Origin of the sequence: Streptosporangium sp. NPDC006930, from assembly GCF_040635605.1 — a bacterium.
GTDB lineage: Bacteria > Actinomycetota > Actinomycetes > Streptosporangiales > Streptosporangiaceae > Streptosporangium.
Window position 1 is genome coordinate 49,620 of sequence record NZ_JBEYID010000031.1, and the last position, 15,857, is coordinate 65,476.

Genomic DNA, 15,857 nt, shown 5'->3' on the forward strand with positions numbered 1-15,857 from the left:
GGGCGGAAACGGCAGGTTTTACAGCCCGCAGCCGGTTTTCTACCGCACATATTCTGCAATGAGGCACGAATCGCCTGTATCGAGAGGTGGATCGAGGAATGCCTGGACGTAGTCGTGTCGTGATCACAGGTGGCAGCGGGTTTCTTGGGTCGCATCTGTGTGAAAGCTTTCTCCGCAGAGGCGACGAGGTGATCTGCGTGGACAACATGCTGACCGGCAGCCCGGCCAACCTCGAGCCCTCCCGCTCTTTCGAGGGATTCACACTGTTAGAAAAGGACATCACAGCCCCGTTGCGGGTCGAAGAACCAGTGGACGCCGTTCTTCACCTAGCGTGCCCCGCGTCCCCGATGGACTACATGAAATGGCCACTGGAAACCCTGCGCGTGGGTTCCGTCGGCACACAGATGGCTCTTGACCTCGCGTACGAGAAAGGGGCCAGATTTTTGTTCACCTCATCGAGCGAGGTCTATGGAGACCCACTGGTCCATCCACAACCGGAGACGTACTGGGGCAACGTCAACCCAATAGGACCGCGATCGTCCTATGACGAGTCGAAACGCTTCAGCGAAGCACTGACAGTCGCATACCGGGATTCTCGTGGAATAGACTGCCGGATCGCGAGGATATTCAACACCTTCGGCCCGAGAATGCGCCGGGACGACGGTCGGATGATTCCCACTTTTATCAATCAAGCCATCACGCAGCAACCCATGACTGTGGCCGGCGACGGTAAACAGACCCGGACGCTCTGTTACGTGAGCGACACCGTCGAGGGCATCATGAGACTTCTGGATCATCCAGAGCGAGTCCTTTCTCCCGTCAACATCGGCGGACGGCGCGAAATGAATGTCCTGGAGACTGCGGAGACCATCAAGAGATTCGCGAACTCTTCCTCTCCCATCAAATTCATACCGCGCATGCAAGATGACCCGCAAGTGCGATGTCCGGATCTCACCCTGGCCGGCTCAATATTGGGTTGGGCACCCCGGGTACGCCTCGAAGATGGCATAAGGAAGACCATCGACTGGTTCTCCAACAGTCAGACGCGTGTCTGAAGAGAGCATCTCCGGGCGAACCGGCGAGAACTTTTCCCGAAAGCACCGGATCCGCTGCCACCGATCGGTTATTCCAGAACAAGAGCGCATGGACTTTCCTTTGAGAACACTTGTCGATGTGATCGGAAATCCATATGAACGGATACTCAGGTTCTCCGGCGTCGAAGCCGCCGGCCTCTTGGAATAGGCGTGGGAAAGTAGCGGTATGGCCGGTCGTCAATATCGAACACTATCTCCCCGGCCGCCCCGGGCCGGCTATTCAGCCACACCTCGCGCATGGACACGACATCGCGAACTCCGGGTGGCGGGAGTACGGCAACCGAGTGGGAATATGGCGGGTCCTCGGTCTCCTCGACGACCTGGGCATCCCCTTCAGCGCCGCGCTCAACGCCGAGATGTCCCGCCACCATCCGGATGTCGTGGAAGCCGTGGTCGTGCGCGGCGCGGAGGTGCTCGGCCATGGCATGGAGAACAGCACCCGGTATTACGACCTGACGCCCGAGGCCGAGAAAGAGCACATCGCCGACGCGCTGAGCACGCTGAGGCGGGAAACGGGACGACAGGTGCTCGGATGGCTCACTCCCGGCTTCGCGGTCAGTGCCGACACCCATCGCATTCTCGCCGAACTGGGCCTCGGATACACCGCGGATTTCTGTGACGACGACGTGCCCTACTGGCTGGACACACCGGGAGACCGGCTACTGGCCATCCCCTACAGCCTGGAGACGAATGACATCTCGCTGTTCCTCAACATGCATTACACACCGGCGCAATACGCCGATGTGGTGGTGGAGCACGTTCGGCAATTGTGCCGCGAACCCAGCCGCGGTCGCGTGGTGGCGCTCGGCCTGCACCCCTTTCTGGTCGGACAGCCGAGTCGCATCGGGTTCCTGCGTGCCTGTCTGGAACGCCTGGCCGCCCTTGACGAGGTCTGGTTCGTCACGGGCGAGGAGATATGCGAGCTCATAAAGAAGGAGGACGTCGTATGACCGGCTCATCACCCGAGACTCTGCTCGACCTGCCTGTCACCGAAGCCACGGCGCGAACCGTGGCGCCCTTCGGCGAGCTGGTGGCGGACACGGTCACGCAGGCCATCGACATACCGTATTACCGAGGCCGTGTCATCGAAGGCGGTGACATCGGGTTCAGATACCGCGGACGAGCGGCGCTACGCACCGCCCAGGTTCTCCCGGGTCAGACGTCCGAGGTGCACTGGCTGGAGCGCCATCTGCACCTGACGCAGCTTTTCGTCGGCCTAAGCGGTCCTTACGTGATGGTGCTCGCCCCGCCCAACGACGATGCGGACCCCGACGGGGTGCCCGACCTGAACGAGACCGTCGCGCTGCGCTTCCCCGCCGCCAGCGCACTGCTTCTCCATCTGGGGACCTGGCACGATTTCCCGATCGCGGTGTCAGAGCCGGTCACCCTGCTGATCGGCAACTCCGAGGAAGTGGTGGACGCACTGCAACGGGCGGGTGGTCCGCGTGAACTGAACGAGGGTGACGTCCGCAAGATCTCGCTCACCCAGCGCTTCGGCGTCACGATACGCCCTCGGTTATGAGGGCCGAGCATGACGCCGTTCTCGCCGCCCTGGACCGCCTGGACGCGGTGGACGGCGAGTTGCACGCGTTCGTTCCGGAGCCTGGGCGCCGCAGCCGCGTGCTCGCGGAGAGCCGGAGTTCGTCGGTCGCCCGCCGAAGCGCGAGTGCTCCGCCCCCGCTTCAGGGCGTGCCCGTGGCGGTCAAGGACGTGTTCCACGTGACGGGCCTGCCGACGCGCGCGGGCAGCTCCGTCGATCCCGCGTTGCTCACAGGCGCGGAGTCGGCTCTGGTGCGCCGGATCCGGATGGCCGGGGGCGTGGTGCTCGGTAAGACGCACATGGACGAGTTCGCCTGCTGTGAGCCCGGTCCGACGCGAAATCCCCACGACCGAGCCCGTACACCGGGCGGGTCCAGCGCCGGGTCCGCCGCCGCCGTGGCCGCCGGTGTGTGCCCGGTCGCGCTGGGATCGCAAACGCAGCGGTCCGTGATCGTTCCGGCCGCCTACTGCGGTGTGGCCGGGTACAAGCCGACACCTGGCCTGGTCCCCTTCGACGGAGTCCCGATGGCACCCAGCATCGATACGGCCGGACTGTTCACCGCGAACATGCCTGACATGGTGTGGGCCGCGGCGGCCTTGTTCGACGTCACCGCCTCTCGTCCCGTCGGCCCACCACGACTGGCCATCCCGGCAGGCGCCTTCCTCGGAACGCTCCTTGAACCCGCTCGCCGGGCCTTCGCCGTCCAGGTGGCGGCCCTGCGATCGGCCGGAGCCGTCATCCAGGAGCGGGACGTCCCGTGGGGTGATCCCCGACCGTGGCTGGAAGACTTCGACGCGGTGCTGCTCTCCGAACTCGCCTCGGTGCACGAGCGGTGGTTCAGCACGCACGCCGACCGATATCGCCCTCGTACGGCATCGGCGATCCGGGCCGGGCAGTCCATACCGGCGGCTCGCGTGGCAGCGGCCCGCCGCCGTATCGAAGATCTTCGTTCTCTGATCGCCTCGGCTGCGGCCGATGTGGACGCCTGGATATGTCCGTCCGCGCTGGGGCCGGCGCCACGCGGACTGTCGCACACGGGCGACGTGGAGATGACCATCTTCTGGTCGTGGGCCGGATTGCCCTGTGTGACCGTGCCCGCCGGCCTGATCGACTGCGGCGACGAACCGCCGATGCCGGTGGGGCTCCAGACAATCGGCGGGCACGGCGACGACGCGGCCGCTCTCGGGGTCGCCGCCTGGATCTCCGACGCACTCCTGAAGGAGACGACATGAGCGCGCAGGCCGACTCCCGTTCCGTCCGGAATGCTCTCACGGCCACCAGCGTGATCATCCCCGTTCGCGACGACCCGCGCATCGTCGCATGCGTGGAGAGCGTCGACGAGGACGTGGAGATCGTCATCTGTCTCAACGACGCCAGTCCGGAGGTGCGCCACAGCGTAAGCGCGCTCCCGGGAAAAGCGGTCGTGACCGAGATCCCGGACGCAAATCTCGGCGCGGCCTACAACGCGGCGATCGACGCGGCCACCGGCCGATATCTCCTCTTCATGGACTCCGACTGTGTGTTCGCGCCGGGCACCATTCGGGCCCTCGCCACCCGCGCGCTCACAGACCCCGTGGTCAAAGGGCGCGTGCAGTTCACCTCCACCGGAAGTCGGCTCAGCCGCTGGATCGAGAAATCTCGATCCTTCCAAATCGCCGACCATGTGAATGCCTATTCGCCGCCGCTGATATACGACCGTGAGATCGTGCACCGGATCGGCGGATATCACTACTCCGATCTCATCCACTGGGAAGAAGACCGCGAGTTCGACTTCCGGCTTCAGCTCGCGGGCATCCAGGTGGCCTACCTGCCCGACGCGATCGTCCGGCACGCACCGCAGCAGGGCTTCAGCGACCTGCGCAGTGGCTTCCGCTACGGCCTCGGCGAGGGCATTGGTCAGGAACTGGGCCTGTTCATAACCCCGGCCCTGCGGTGGCGACTGGCCAACGATGCCGGGTCCGTGCTGGAGAAAGCGCGCAGGCGAGGCATCGGACCCGCCGTTTATCGAGTGGCGTGGCTGACCGCGTATCACCTCGGCACCCTTTATCACACCCTGGCCGACCCGTACCGGGTCCGGACTCGCTATCCCGCGACCGCGGCCCGCGTCAAAGTACACCACGGCGTCCCCGGACACACGACGAAACTCAACTCCGTGCATCGTCAGGCGCTTCGCGCCGCCCATCTTCGGCAAGGGCGGCGCATCGAGCCACAGCGGGACGAGAACAGACCCGAATACGAGCTACAGGAGGGGCAGTGACTTCACCGTCAGAACCCATGAAAATAGGCATCGTGGGCTGTGGCGCGGCAGCCCGGCTCTGCCATCTGCAGGGGTTGACCCACGACGGCCCGTTTCTGCTGACCGCGCTGGTGGATCGTGTCCTCTCGCACGCTGTCACGGCGGCTGAACACCATCGCGAGTTGAGAGACGCCGATCACCCCGTTGCGGTCCTCACCTCCGTCGAGGCGGCCCTGCCGTATATCGACGCCGCCGTGGTCGCCACTCCCCACGCCACTCATGCCGACGTGGCCGAGCAACTGCTGCGAGCCGGAAAACACGTACTGGTGGAGAAACCGCTCGCGCTGACCCCGGACGAGTGCACGCGAATCCGTTACGCCGCGCAGCAGGGTTCGGCGACCGTGGTGCCGGCATATGTCCGTCGTCTGTTCCCCGCCGCCCAATGGGTCCTGGACCTGCTCGACACCGGCAAGCTGGGTGACGTCGTTCGCGTGACCTGGCGGGAGGGACGGCCGTACGACTGGCCATTACTGACCGGATTCATGTTCGACGCGCCGTCGGCGGGTGGAGGGGTACTGGCGGATACCGGGCCGCATGTCTTCGACATGCTCTATCACTGGTTCGGGGGCCCCGTACAACTCATCCGTTTCGAGGACAACAGCGCCGGCGGGGCGGACAGCGAGGCACGCGCCACCGTGAGGTTCGGCTCCGTGACGGCCGAAATCGAGATCAGCCGGCTGCGAGAGCTGCCCAACGAATGTGTCATTCATGGCACGGCGGGCTCATTAACCGTGGGAACCGGCCTTTCCGCGTCCTTCGTCCACCTCGACGCGGCCGGTCATGCGGTCGGCCAGGGACCGGTCCCAACGTCGCCGCGCACGAAAGACTCATGGGAGGGCCTGTTTCACGGTCAGTTCGAGGAGTTTCACCGGGCCGTGAAGGGTGACGCGACCGAGTACGCCACCTTCGAGGACGCCGTCACCACCGTGAACCTCCTTCACGAGTGCCGCACCACCTCCCCGGAAAAACTGTCCCGGCCATGGGAGGCCCGCCCCGGCCAAAGACCCGATCCCGATCCCGATCCCGCCGGTCGCGTAGCGGTGACGGGTGCGACCGGCTTCATCGGCGCGCATGTGGTGGACCGGCTGGTCGCCGAGGGCGTGTCCTGCGTCGCCGTCGTCCGTGATCTGGCTCGCCTGGCCCGGCTCTCCCACCTTGATCCGCGCAAGCTGACCCACGTACGCACGGACATCCGGGATGTCTCCGCCTTGACCGAGGCTTTCACGGGGTGCGACGTAGTGATCCACACGGTGCACGGCAGCAGCGGCGACACCACGGAACAATGGTCCGTGACAGTGGAGGGAACCCAGGCCGTGCTCGACGCCGCGGCCGCCGCGAAAGTCCGCCGACTGGTATATGTCGGTACGGTTGCGACCTACGACACAGCTGATGTGCGTGACCTGAACGAAGACACCCCGATGCTGCCCACCCGTGCCAACGATCTCGAGTACGCCCAGCAGAAACTCGCCGCCGAGCGGCTTGTGCTGGCGGCCGCCAAGAAGCCGGAGGTCGTCTCGATCCAGCCGACGGTGGTGTACGGGCCGTGGTCGCCGGCTTGGACGCTCGGTCCGATTCGTCGGCTGGTAGAGGGGCGGGTGAACCTGCCGACCGGCGATACGCCAGGACTCTGTAACGCTGTGCACGTTCACGACGTGGCGGCGGCTGTCACGACGCTCGCGCGGGCACCGCACGTCGACGGCCGGCGGTTCCTCGTTTCAGGGCCGGAGCCGGTCAAGTGGGGTGAGTTTTACGACGCCTACCGGCAGATGCTGAACTTGGCGCCGCCGACGGGGTATCACGGCAGAGAATTGCCGGATTGGGAGAGGAGACTTTATTCCGACGAAGCGGTGGTTCACTGTGACCGGCTCGCCTCCCTCGGCTTCCGCCCGCGCATCGGTTTCGCCGAGGGCATGACCCATACAGCCGAGTGGGCACATTGGGCGGGGCTGCTCCGATGACCACGGTCCTGGCCATCGCACCACACCCCGACGATGAGTTGATAGGCGCCGGCGGCTCACTCATCAAACACTCGGGAGCGGGAGGTCAGGTCTCGCTCCTTCAGGTGGTTGGACGCGAGCCGACCTTGGGCGCGGATATCGGGCCTGAGGAATACGCGGCCGAGATCGAAGTGGCGCGGGAACGCCTGGGCGCCTTTGAGTGCGTCAACCTGGGGGCACCCTCACGCGACCTGTCACCCTCCCGGCGATGGCGGATGGCGCTGACATCCGCGATCCGCCGGGTCACTCCCAACATCGTCTACCTTCCGCACGCCGGCGAGGCCGACCGGGAACACCGGCTCGTACACGAGCTGGCCATGGACGCCCTCTGGATGGCGAGCTCCGGGTTCTTTCCCGAGGCCGGGACGCCATGCGCTCCACCCGACCTCGTGCTTGGGTATGAGGTGTGGACCCCCATGGCACGTCACTCCTATGTGGAGGACATCACCGACGTACTTGACGCGAAGGTGCATGCGATGCGCGCATACCGGTCGCAGCTGCGACACGTACCGTGGGACGCCGCGATCGAGGGTCTTGCCCGATATCGCGGCGCATCCGCTCAGGGAAGAGGGGCCGCGGAGGTTTTCGAGGTTATACATCTGGGTGGAAACCCCGCCGGTCTCCATGAAAATAAGGAGGCGTAGGAGGGACCACGCGGCGATGCTCGTGGTGAGCACTCGCAGACGGGTGAGGGTCCCACCGCGACGGGGCCCCTCACTTCAAGCGGCCACTGGACATAACCGGCGGATCTCAGCTGAGAACTCGCCTTTGCCTACGGAGTTTGAGCAGCTCAGGAGAGATGGTCGAATTCGCCGTCTCTGGCTCCGGACAACCACGCGTTCCACTCCCCTGGAGTGAACACGAGCGTCTCCTCCGTGGAGGTGAGACGCATCGCTATGTGGGCGTTGACGAACGCGATCGACAGGTGGGTATCGCCGGGGTTGGGAGTGGACAGCCATTCGGCAGCGGCCAACCCGAGGGCTGCTGCTGCCGGTTTGGGCAGGTGAGATGGTGTTTCTGGAAGGTGAGAGGGCAGGTCGTAGGAGCCGTTCCGCGCCTCGGTCACCAGGGATCTCCAGGCATCGGGGGTGCACAGGAGCCTGGGTCCTTCCGGGTTCTTGGAATCGCGGATGGCGACCCCGGACGGCATCGGCTTCATCTGGACACATTGCTGGCCGCTACCGGTGTAGCTGCTGGTGATCCAACCGTGTTCGTCGGTCACTGTTCCCCCTGGTCCGGGACGTCGGCCTCCCCATCCCTGCCGCGTCGGGTACGCGTCGGTCAGGCTCGGGTCCACTTCTGGTTGGTGGCGCCGGTGCAGGTCCAGATCTGCACCCTGGTGCCGTTGGCGGTGCCGTACCCGGAGACGTCCAGGCACTTGTTCGCTCCGACCGCGGTGATGGTGCCGTCGGCGTTCAGGCGCCACTTCTGGTTGTTCTGCCCGTTGCAGTCCCAGATGATCACCGCGGAGCCGTCGGCGGTCCCGGCGCCGTTGACGTCCAGGCACTTGCCGCCGTAGACCCGCAGCTCACCGGCGGCGGTGGAGGTCCACCGCTGGTTGGGCTGCCCGCTGCAGTCCCAGATGTTCGCCGCGGCACCGTTGGCCTGCGAGGCGCCGGCCACGTCCAGGCACCGCCCCGACCCCACACCCCGCAGAGCACCCGTGCCATCCGACGGCGAAGGCGAAGGGGACGGCGAGGGGGACGGTGTGGAAGAGCCGCCGTCGAGGCCGAGGAAGGTGATGGCATAGGCGAGCTGGCCGCTCATCGGCAGCTGGTGGCCGACCCCGCTGATGCTGATCCCCTCCACCGTGGCCTGGGCCGAGGTGACGCCGTACCTGGTCCGGGTCCAGTTCGACTGCGGGCGGTCGGTGAACGCCGGAGTCTGGCTCAGCCCGTGCAGGTTCGTCCACTGCTTGATCTCTTCACCGAAGTTGTTGTAGTGCAGCGTCGTGTCCGTGCTGCCGTGCCACAGTTGCATCCGTGGGTAGCGCCCGGTGTATCCGGGATACATCGACCGGGCCTGGTCACCCCACTGCTGCGCCGTCTTGATGATTTGCCCGCCCGAACACTGGCTGTTCCACAGCGATCCGTTCGTGGTCGCGAAACACCCCGCGGGAACTCCGGAGAACGCCGAACCGGCGGCGAACACGTCCGGATACTGGGCGGCCAGCACGTTGGTCATCATCGCCCCCGAGGAGAACCCGCTGACCACGATCCGTTCCGGATCCACGTTGTAGCGCTGCCGCGCCCAGGCGACCATCGCCATGACACCGGTGGAGTCGCCGCCGCCGTCGCGCCGCAGCGCGGCGGGGGTGGACACGTCAAAGCATTTCTCGCTGCGAGTGACCTCCGGAACCACGATGACGTATCCGTACCTGTCGGCCGCGGTCACGTAGTCGTGCCCGTTGCCGTTGAAGATCGCACCGGCCGACCCGCCGCAGTAGTGGGTCAGCACCAGCAGTGCGGGCCGTGCCGCGACCCTGTCCGGCACGTAGATGTACATGTTGAGGTTCGTCGGGTTGGTTCCGAAATTCGTCACCCGGGTCAGGGCCGCGGCGGACGCCGACGGTAGCCCGACGAGGACTCCGGCGGAGGCCAGGCACAGGACGACGGCCGCCAGCACCGCTCTGATCATGCGTTTCACTCGTTCGCCTTTCGTTTCCGGTCGACCCGCGCCGGTTGAGCCCGCTGCTCCTCACCGGGACGCCATGAAAGGACGCATGGCGAAGCGAGGTTGTGGATGTCGACGTGGACGGCCACGATGCGGAGGGCCGCGAAGCGCCTCCACACTGCGCCCATGTGATCGGGCGCAGAGGTTCCGGAAGGAGCGCACCCCCAGGGCCTCGCCTCTAATTACGGTCGGAGTCATGAGGCCCGTCAAGACCTTAAACCTGCTTATTTCACCATTCGCACACCGAGAATCCGACCATGGTTAGCCGTTTTACCCCTTTACCAGCGGCGATGCCCAGCACCATGGGTATCCGCGCCAAGCATCCTCATATGAACCGTTCAAATGTGTCGTACTAATTGGAGAGCGTGCATCCATGGGACAACCTTGCGTCGAACCGTGCAGGGTCGCCGGGTGCACTTCGCCGTGGAGTGTTCTCCTCCGCGGCGGCGGTCGCGCCCCGGGCAGGGCCTCCGTGATGAAACTTTCAGTCATCCGAAGATCAGCATGATCCCGGATCCGGCTCGCGCCCTGATTTCCTGCCGCACGGTATGGCGTGATCATTCTGCCGACGACCGTCGGACCGGCTCCTCTTCCGTGCACCCACCGGCGGGTTGTCATCGAGGGTCCTTGACGGCCTGCGTCACCCCGTGGATTCCGAGCCGGATCATCGAACCGGTTCGCCTCAACCACGGAATCTGGGGGGCGACCGGGACCCGGCCGACGTCTGGCAGGAGTCAGTAGCGCTCGAAACCAGGCGTTTACTTCTATAACACACGTTGTTGACATCACTGACAGCGAAATCTAGGCTTCGGTCGAATCGATTCGATGCAGGGACATCCTGGTTTTCGAGCCCCCACCCCCCACGAAGCCATTCCACTCACATGTGCGCGCAGCACCCACGAGTGAGGAGAGCCCAAGATGAACGTTGGCGACATCGTCCGCCGAGCCCGACTGTGGCGTCTCACGCCATCGCTCCCAGCCCATCCGCCCCGCCCTCACGCGTCTGAGACGCCAGAGGCGGACATCACCCCCGGCAGGCGGCACAGAGGCCGCCGCGCGATCGCCGCCTTTCTCGCCGTCGGCGCCCTCGTCGCGGGCCCCGTCGTGACGTCCGCCACGCCGGCCCAGGCCGCGGACCAGTCCATCGCCGTCGACTTCTCCGCCGGCAGTGGCACTCCGACCTACCGTGCCTCCGGCTGGATCTACGGCATGACCGAGAACGCGTCGGGCCCGCCCAACCAGTACTTCACCGACGTGAAGTTCCGGTACATGCGGGCCGGTGGGGCACAGCTCGACAGCCCGGGTGGCTGGGTGTCGGGCAAGTATGACCGACGGTGGAACGCCACCCGTGCCCAGTTGCTGCGCACCCGGTCACTGGGCGGGGAGTTCATCCTGCTCGTCCACGACCTGTGGGGCGCCGACGGCTACCCGATCTCGCGCTTCCCCGGCGACAACGGCAACTGGACGGACTACGACAACTTCCTCACCCGTCTGATCAACGACGTGCAGGCCACCGGCGCCCCGGTGCAGTGGGACCTGTGGAACGAGCCCAACATCACCCTGTTCTGGAACCGTCCGATCTCCCAGTACCTCGAACTGTGGCGCCGCACCTACCAGCGCGTCCGGGCCGCGTTCCCGACGCAGCTCATCGTCGGACCGAGCTGCGCGTGCGTGCCGTCCACCGGCCACGCTTTCTGGAACCAGTACCTCGACTACGTCAAGGCCAACAACGTGGTCCCCGACATCATCAGCTGGCACTCCCTGCCGGGCGACCCGGTGGCCAACGTGGCGGCGGCCGACACCACGTTGAACTCCCGTGGCATCCCGCACCCACGGCCCTACCAGATCAACGAATACGGGGCGTCCAACGAGCAGAACCCCGCCGACGGCTCCTGGTACATCGCGCGCCTGGAGCGGGCCGGCGCCGACGGCCTGCGCGCCAACTGGGCGGGCGGAGGAAACCTGCACAACGACCTCGGCAACCTGCTGGTCCGCAACTCGGCGGGCCAGTACCAGCCGAAGGGCGAATGGTGGGCCTACCGCTTCTACGGCTCGCAGACCGGCCAGATCGTGTCCGTCACCCCCAGCGCCTCGTACGACGCGTTCGCCACCAAGGCGGCGGGGACGGCCAAGATCCTGGTCGGCGGCGGCACCACGACCGGCAACATCGCCGTCAACCTGCGGCGCCTGGACGCCACGAGCGGCATCGTGGAGAACAACCAGGTGAGGGTCGTGGCCGAGCGCATCCCTCACAACGGCGGCGGCGCCGTCACGGCCCCGGTCACCGTCCAGAACTCCGTGGTGACCCTGTCCGGCAACGGCACGACGGTCAACCTGCCGCACACCGCCATCGACGACTCCTACACCGTCACGCTGCTGCCCCCCTCCGACCCCGGCCCCGGCCCTGGCCCTGGCCCTGACCCCGGGTCGACGTCGGTGTTGCGCAACGTCAACGCCGGCCGGTGCCTGGACGTCCCGAACGCGACCACCACCAACGGCACCCAGCTCCAGCTGTGGGACTGTGGCAGCGGCACCAACCAGCGCTTCACCTCCACCTCCGGTAAGCAGCTGCAGGTGTACGGCAACAAGTGCCTGGACGCCTCCGGGCAGGGCACCGCCAACGGCACCCAGGTGATCATCTGGGACTGCAACGGCGGAACCAACCAGCAGTGGAACATCAACGGCGACGGCACCATCACCGGCGTGCAGTCCGGCAAATGCCTGGAGGCGAGCAACTTCGGGACCGGCAACGGAACCAAGGTGCAGCTGTGGTCCTGCACCGGCACGAGCAGCCAGAAATGGACCAGGAGCTGACCCAACGGCACGTGGAGTGCCTGGACTCCATCCGGACCTGGCCGCGCCTGCCTTCGCGGCGGGGACGGCTGTGAGAGGCCCGGCGGCGAGATCCTTCTCGCCGCCGGGCCCGTTGTTCGCGGATCGATTCGACGAACCGGGGAGCGCGCATGATCACGGGCCGCCTCCTCTGAATGCGTGTCGGGGCTCCTGGGGCGGATGGCATGCTGAGGGTGTGAGCGAATCCGACGTCCACCTGCGTATCGCCCCCGAGTTGCTGCTGTTCCTGCCCGCGCGCCGGCGGCGCGAGTGGCAGCGGGTGACGCCGGACGGGACGTCGACGCTGGGCCATGTCGTGGAGTCGATCGGCGTTCCGCTGCCCGAGGTGGGGCCTCTGATCGTCGAGGGCGCGGAGGTCGGCACGTCCTACCAGCCCGTCGCCGGTGACGTGGTCCACGTTCACGCCATGCCCCGCCCTCAGCGAGTGCCGCTCGAACCCGGCCGGCACGCACCCCGGTTCCTGCTCGATGTCCACCTGGGTACTCTCGCGCGACGGCTCCGGCTACTGGGCGTGGACGCGACCTATCACAACGACATGGACGATCCCTCCCTCGTCGCCGAGGCGAACAGGGAACGCCGCGTGCTGCTCACCCAGGATCACGGCCTGCTGTGCCGCCGGGCGCTCTGGCTCGGCGCCTACGTACGAGGCACCAAGGCGAACGACCAGCTTCGCGACCTGCTGGAGCGGTTCGCGCCGCCGCTGCGGCCGTGGACCCGCTGCACCGCCTGCAACGGGGAGCTGGCGCCCGTCGACAAGAGCGAGATCGACCGCCTGCTGGAGACCGGGACGAGGCGCTCCTACGACGTCTACGGCCGATGCTCGGAGTGCGGGCAGATCTACTGGCGTGGCGCGCACAGCGAGCATCTGGAGGAGATCGTACGGTCGGCCCTGCGCACGACCCGCCAGGAGTCGCAGGCCGGCGGGGAGTCGCGCTGAGGCAGGCCGGGCACGGCTTACCCGGTTTTCGCCGGTCTCGGTCAGCGGGATGTCGCGGCGCTGTATGAGAGCTTTCGGGTCACGCTGCGGGATGTCGCGGCGCGGCATGAGGACCTTCGGGTCGCGCTGCGGATGTCGCGGATCCGCACCGGCCCCGAAGGCCCTCACCCCACTACAACCGTCCCCGCACCCGAGCGGTGCGGGGACGGTAGGGCTAGCGCTGCCAGACGCGCACGTAGTCGACCTTGAAGTCGGCCGGGAAGGTGGTCGAGGCGTCCGGGTCGCCCAGCCAGCCGCCGACCTGGAAGTTGATCCGCAGGTGGAACTTGCGCTTGTAGCTCGCGTCGGAGCCGAAGGTCTCCTTCAGCCAGGCGGGCGTGTTGCCCTCCCGGCGCCAGATCTCCTTGCCGTCGATGTACCAGCGGATCACCCCGGGCTCCCACTCGGTGGTGTAGGTGTGGAAGCCGTCGCCCGGGTAACCGCTCGGGAAGGTGTAGCGGAAGTCGCTCTTGGTGGGCGTGTAGTCACGGAAGATCGCGGCGGTCGCGGCCTTGTAGTACTTGGAACCGCCGGGAAGCTCGGTGACGTCGATCTCGCCGTTGCCCCCGTCGTCCGGCCTCATCCAGAAGGCGGGCCACAGGCCCGTGGAGTTGGTCGGCCCGTTCGGCGACTTCGCGCGCACCTCGAAGCGACCGTAGGCGAACGACGCCTTGCCCTTCGTGTCGAGGTAGGCGGTCGTGTAGTGACGGGTCGTGCCGGCGCACTTCCAGTCTTCCTTGAGTGCCCGCACCGTCAGGTTGCCGTCGCGGACGAACTGGTTCTCCGGCCGGCTGGTGATGCAGGCGCGGTCGTAGTCCACGGAGCTGTCCTTGGGGTTCCACTTCTTGGTGTCGAGCGCGGTGCCGTCGAACTCGTCGGACCAGACGAGCTTCCATCCGGGCGGGTTCGTGGAGGTCGCCGTGGGCGTGGCGGTCGGCTTCACGGTCGCTGTGGTCGTGGGTGTGGCGGTCGGCTTCACCGTCGGCGTCGGCGTCGCGGTCGGCTTCACGGTCGGCGTGGGAGTGGCCGTGCCGCCCGCGGTGTAGGTGACGACGAGGCGTGGCCGGATCGCCGCGTTGGAGTTGTCGGCTGAGGCCCAGTAGGTGCGGGTGTTCCTGGTCGACTGGCGGACGGCGAAGGTCACCGCGCCGTTGCCCGTGACGGCCGAGGACACGTCCCAGGCGTTGTAGCCCTTGGTGACCGCGGTGGAGGAGTCCAGCGCGGAGCCGAGCGTCGGCCTGGTCTCCCAGGTTCCGGCGCCCGAGGCGCCGCCGCTCGCCTTGTGGGCGGTGGTCGTGGTCGCGGCGAAGGCGTTCCAGGAGTACAGCTCCAGGCGGGCCTTCACGTTGGTGGCTCCGGCGGGCAGGCCGGTGACCGTGAAGGCGACGACCGCCTGCCGCTCTCCGGCGGAGTTCCCCTCGCAGGACTGCGGGCAGGTCGCGAGCGTCGTCTTGGCGCTGCCGTTACCGTCCTGGGCCACCTGCGAGTAGGAGGTGTCGGCCGACGGCTTGATCGTGACGCTCTGCGCCGCCGCCGAGGCCACACCACCTCCCCAGATCGTGACGAAGGCACAGGTCGCGGTGAACGCCGCGACAGCGCGCCTTCTCGGGAGTCGCGAGCCTCTCGGCCGCGAGTTTTCCGATCGTGAACCTGTCATCTTCTTCCCCCATTGATGTCATCGAACCGCTGCTGCAAGCGGTCCATGATCATGTGAACGGGATGAAGGTAACAGTGAAAATCAGGATCTGTCGTTTTTTGAAAATTTGGACGGTTCCATTCTGATACTGCCGTTCACCAGCATCTTTGACGAAAATCTCACCCTGTCGGTCAGCTCTCCTTCGAGCCTCCAGGGACGATCGCCATCCGGATGGCATGGGAGTCAGGAGGGCGGAGATCGAGTCGTCTACCGAAATATGGGCCGGCGCTCCGGCCTTCGGACCGGGGTGAAGGCCCGCGCGGGAGGGCTTCCAAGGCCCGGGCGTGCCCTAAGCCGGACGACTTTGCTGTTCGATGTAGTGGTGCAGGACGCTGATCGGTGCGCCGCCCACTGACCCGGCGAAGTAGGAGCCGGACCAAAAGCGTCCGCCCCACGGGTACCGGCGGACGTGCGCCTCGTACTCCTTGCGCAGGAGTCGGGCCGAGACGCCCTTGAGGCTGTTGACCAGCTTTGAGAGCTGCACCTTGGGCGGGTAGTGCACCAGGAGGTGCACGTGATCGCCCCCGCCGTTGAACTCCTTCAGCTGCGCTTCGAAGTCCGCGCATACATCCCGCATGATCTCCTCGCACCGGTTGAGCATGGCCTCGGTGAAGGCGCCGTGCCGGTACCTGGTAACGAAAACCAAATGGACATGAAGGTGGTGGACGACGTGACGGCCCGTGCGTACGTCAGGATTCGAATTCCAGCGCGGTGACATAAACCAAACGATAC

At 66.3% G+C, this 15,857-nt stretch carries 13 protein-coding genes; 9 read left to right on the forward strand and 4 right to left on the reverse strand.

The features are described 5' to 3' along the window. The first annotated feature begins 98 nt into the window (after nucleotides 1-98). The 7 genes from ABZ664_RS36105 (at nucleotide 99) to ABZ664_RS36135 (ending at nucleotide 7,571) form a co-directional block, all read left to right on the forward strand. Nucleotides 99-1,055 (forward strand): UDP-glucuronic acid decarboxylase family protein, encoded by a 957-nt coding sequence (locus ABZ664_RS36105; protein ID WP_362520785.1) that lies wholly within the window; start codon nucleotides 99-101, stop codon nucleotides 1,053-1,055. A 134-nt stretch (nucleotides 1,056-1,189) separates the two neighbouring features. Continuing rightward, nucleotides 1,190-2,044 carry a polysaccharide deacetylase family protein gene (locus ABZ664_RS36110; protein ID WP_362520788.1) on the forward strand — a complete coding sequence of 285 codons (855 nt, stop codon included), beginning with the start codon at nucleotides 1,190-1,192 and terminating at the stop codon, nucleotides 2,042-2,044. Continuing rightward, a complete protein-coding gene (locus tag ABZ664_RS36115; RefSeq protein ID WP_362520791.1) occupies nucleotides 2,041-2,616 on the forward strand; it encodes an ureidoglycolate lyase in 576 nt (191 codons plus the stop codon). Before ABZ664_RS36110 ends, ABZ664_RS36115 begins: the two co-directional genes overlap by 4 nt. After that, nucleotides 2,613-3,866, forward strand: a complete 1,254-nt coding sequence (locus ABZ664_RS36120) for an amidase (protein WP_362520794.1) — start codon at nucleotides 2,613-2,615, stop codon at nucleotides 3,864-3,866. The genes ABZ664_RS36115 and ABZ664_RS36120 overlap by 4 nt, the downstream gene beginning before the upstream one ends. Beyond that, nucleotides 3,863-4,891, forward strand: a complete 1,029-nt coding sequence (locus ABZ664_RS36125) for a glycosyltransferase (RefSeq protein WP_362520797.1) — start codon at nucleotides 3,863-3,865, stop codon at nucleotides 4,889-4,891. The genes ABZ664_RS36120 and ABZ664_RS36125 overlap by 4 nt, the downstream gene beginning before the upstream one ends. Before the next feature lie 17 nt (nucleotides 4,892-4,908). Further along, complete coding sequence (locus tag ABZ664_RS36130; RefSeq protein ID WP_362520799.1) at nucleotides 4,909-6,888, forward strand: NAD-dependent epimerase/dehydratase family protein; 1,980 nt, start codon at nucleotides 4,909-4,911, stop codon at nucleotides 6,886-6,888. After that, nucleotides 6,885-7,571 (forward strand): PIG-L deacetylase family protein, encoded by a 687-nt coding sequence (locus tag ABZ664_RS36135; protein ID WP_362520802.1) that lies wholly within the window; start codon nucleotides 6,885-6,887, stop codon nucleotides 7,569-7,571. The genes ABZ664_RS36130 and ABZ664_RS36135 overlap by 4 nt, the downstream gene beginning before the upstream one ends. A gap of 146 nt (nucleotides 7,572-7,717) precedes the next feature. Here ABZ664_RS36135 and ABZ664_RS36140 read toward each other — a convergent pair whose 3' ends face one another. Then, on the reverse strand, nucleotides 7,718-8,149 hold the full coding sequence (locus ABZ664_RS36140) for a DUF397 domain-containing protein (protein ID WP_362520805.1): 432 nt from the start codon (nucleotides 8,147-8,149) through the stop codon (nucleotides 7,718-7,720). A gap of 59 nt (nucleotides 8,150-8,208) precedes the next feature. After that, nucleotides 8,209-9,564, reverse strand: coding sequence for a PHB depolymerase family esterase (locus ABZ664_RS36145; RefSeq protein WP_362520898.1), 1,356 nt, complete (start codon nucleotides 9,562-9,564; stop codon nucleotides 8,209-8,211). A 954-nt stretch (nucleotides 9,565-10,518) separates the two neighbouring features. Between ABZ664_RS36145 and ABZ664_RS36150 the strand changes: the two genes are divergently transcribed. Both ABZ664_RS36150 and ABZ664_RS36155 read left to right on the forward strand, forming a co-directional pair. Continuing rightward, the gene (locus ABZ664_RS36150; RefSeq protein ID WP_362520808.1) at nucleotides 10,519-12,414 is read left to right on the forward strand and encodes a ricin-type beta-trefoil lectin domain protein; all 1,896 of its coding nucleotides are present in this window, start codon (nucleotides 10,519-10,521) and stop codon (nucleotides 12,412-12,414) included. A gap of 214 nt (nucleotides 12,415-12,628) precedes the next feature. Continuing rightward, nucleotides 12,629-13,390 carry a Mut7-C RNAse domain-containing protein gene (locus tag ABZ664_RS36155; protein WP_362520811.1) on the forward strand — a complete coding sequence of 254 codons (762 nt, stop codon included), beginning with the start codon at nucleotides 12,629-12,631 and terminating at the stop codon, nucleotides 13,388-13,390. Between the two features lie 214 nt (nucleotides 13,391-13,604). On the opposite strand, the gene ABZ664_RS36160 is transcribed toward ABZ664_RS36155, so the two are convergent. Both ABZ664_RS36160 and tnpA read right to left on the reverse strand, forming a co-directional pair. Beyond that, entirely contained in the window at nucleotides 13,605-14,972 is a 1,368-nt protein-coding gene (locus ABZ664_RS36160) for a family 16 glycosylhydrolase (RefSeq protein ID WP_362520814.1), read from the reverse strand. A 442-nt stretch (nucleotides 14,973-15,414) separates the two neighbouring features. Next, nucleotides 15,415-15,843 (reverse strand): IS200/IS605 family transposase, encoded by a 429-nt coding sequence (tnpA, locus tag ABZ664_RS36165; protein ID WP_362520817.1) that lies wholly within the window; start codon nucleotides 15,841-15,843, stop codon nucleotides 15,415-15,417. Nucleotides 15,844-15,857: the final 14 nt, after the last annotated feature.

Bases quoted from the DNA above. Each gene is read 5' to 3' on its own strand.
- ABZ664_RS36105 (WP_362520785.1), top strand. From the start codon at position 99: ATGCCTGGACGTAGTCGTGTCGTGATCACAGGTGGCAGCGGGTTTCTT.
- ABZ664_RS36110 (WP_362520788.1), top strand. From the start codon at position 1,190: ATGAACGGATACTCAGGTTCTCCGGCGTCGAAGCCGCCGGCCTCTTGG.
- ABZ664_RS36115 (WP_362520791.1), top strand. From the start codon at position 2,041: ATGACCGGCTCATCACCCGAGACTCTGCTCGACCTGCCTGTCACCGAA.
- ABZ664_RS36120 (WP_362520794.1), top strand. From the start codon at position 2,613: ATGAGGGCCGAGCATGACGCCGTTCTCGCCGCCCTGGACCGCCTGGAC.
- ABZ664_RS36125 (WP_362520797.1), top strand. From the start codon at position 3,863: ATGAGCGCGCAGGCCGACTCCCGTTCCGTCCGGAATGCTCTCACGGCC.
- ABZ664_RS36130 (WP_362520799.1), top strand. From the start codon at position 4,909: ATGAAAATAGGCATCGTGGGCTGTGGCGCGGCAGCCCGGCTCTGCCAT.
- ABZ664_RS36135 (WP_362520802.1), top strand. From the start codon at position 6,885: ATGACCACGGTCCTGGCCATCGCACCACACCCCGACGATGAGTTGATA.
- ABZ664_RS36145 (WP_362520898.1), bottom strand. From the start codon at position 9,564: ATGATCAGAGCGGTGCTGGCGGCCGTCGTCCTGTGCCTGGCCTCCGCC.
- ABZ664_RS36150 (WP_362520808.1), top strand. From the start codon at position 10,519: ATGAACGTTGGCGACATCGTCCGCCGAGCCCGACTGTGGCGTCTCACG.
- tnpA (WP_362520817.1), bottom strand. From the start codon at position 15,843: ATGTCACCGCGCTGGAATTCGAATCCTGACGTACGCACGGGCCGTCAC.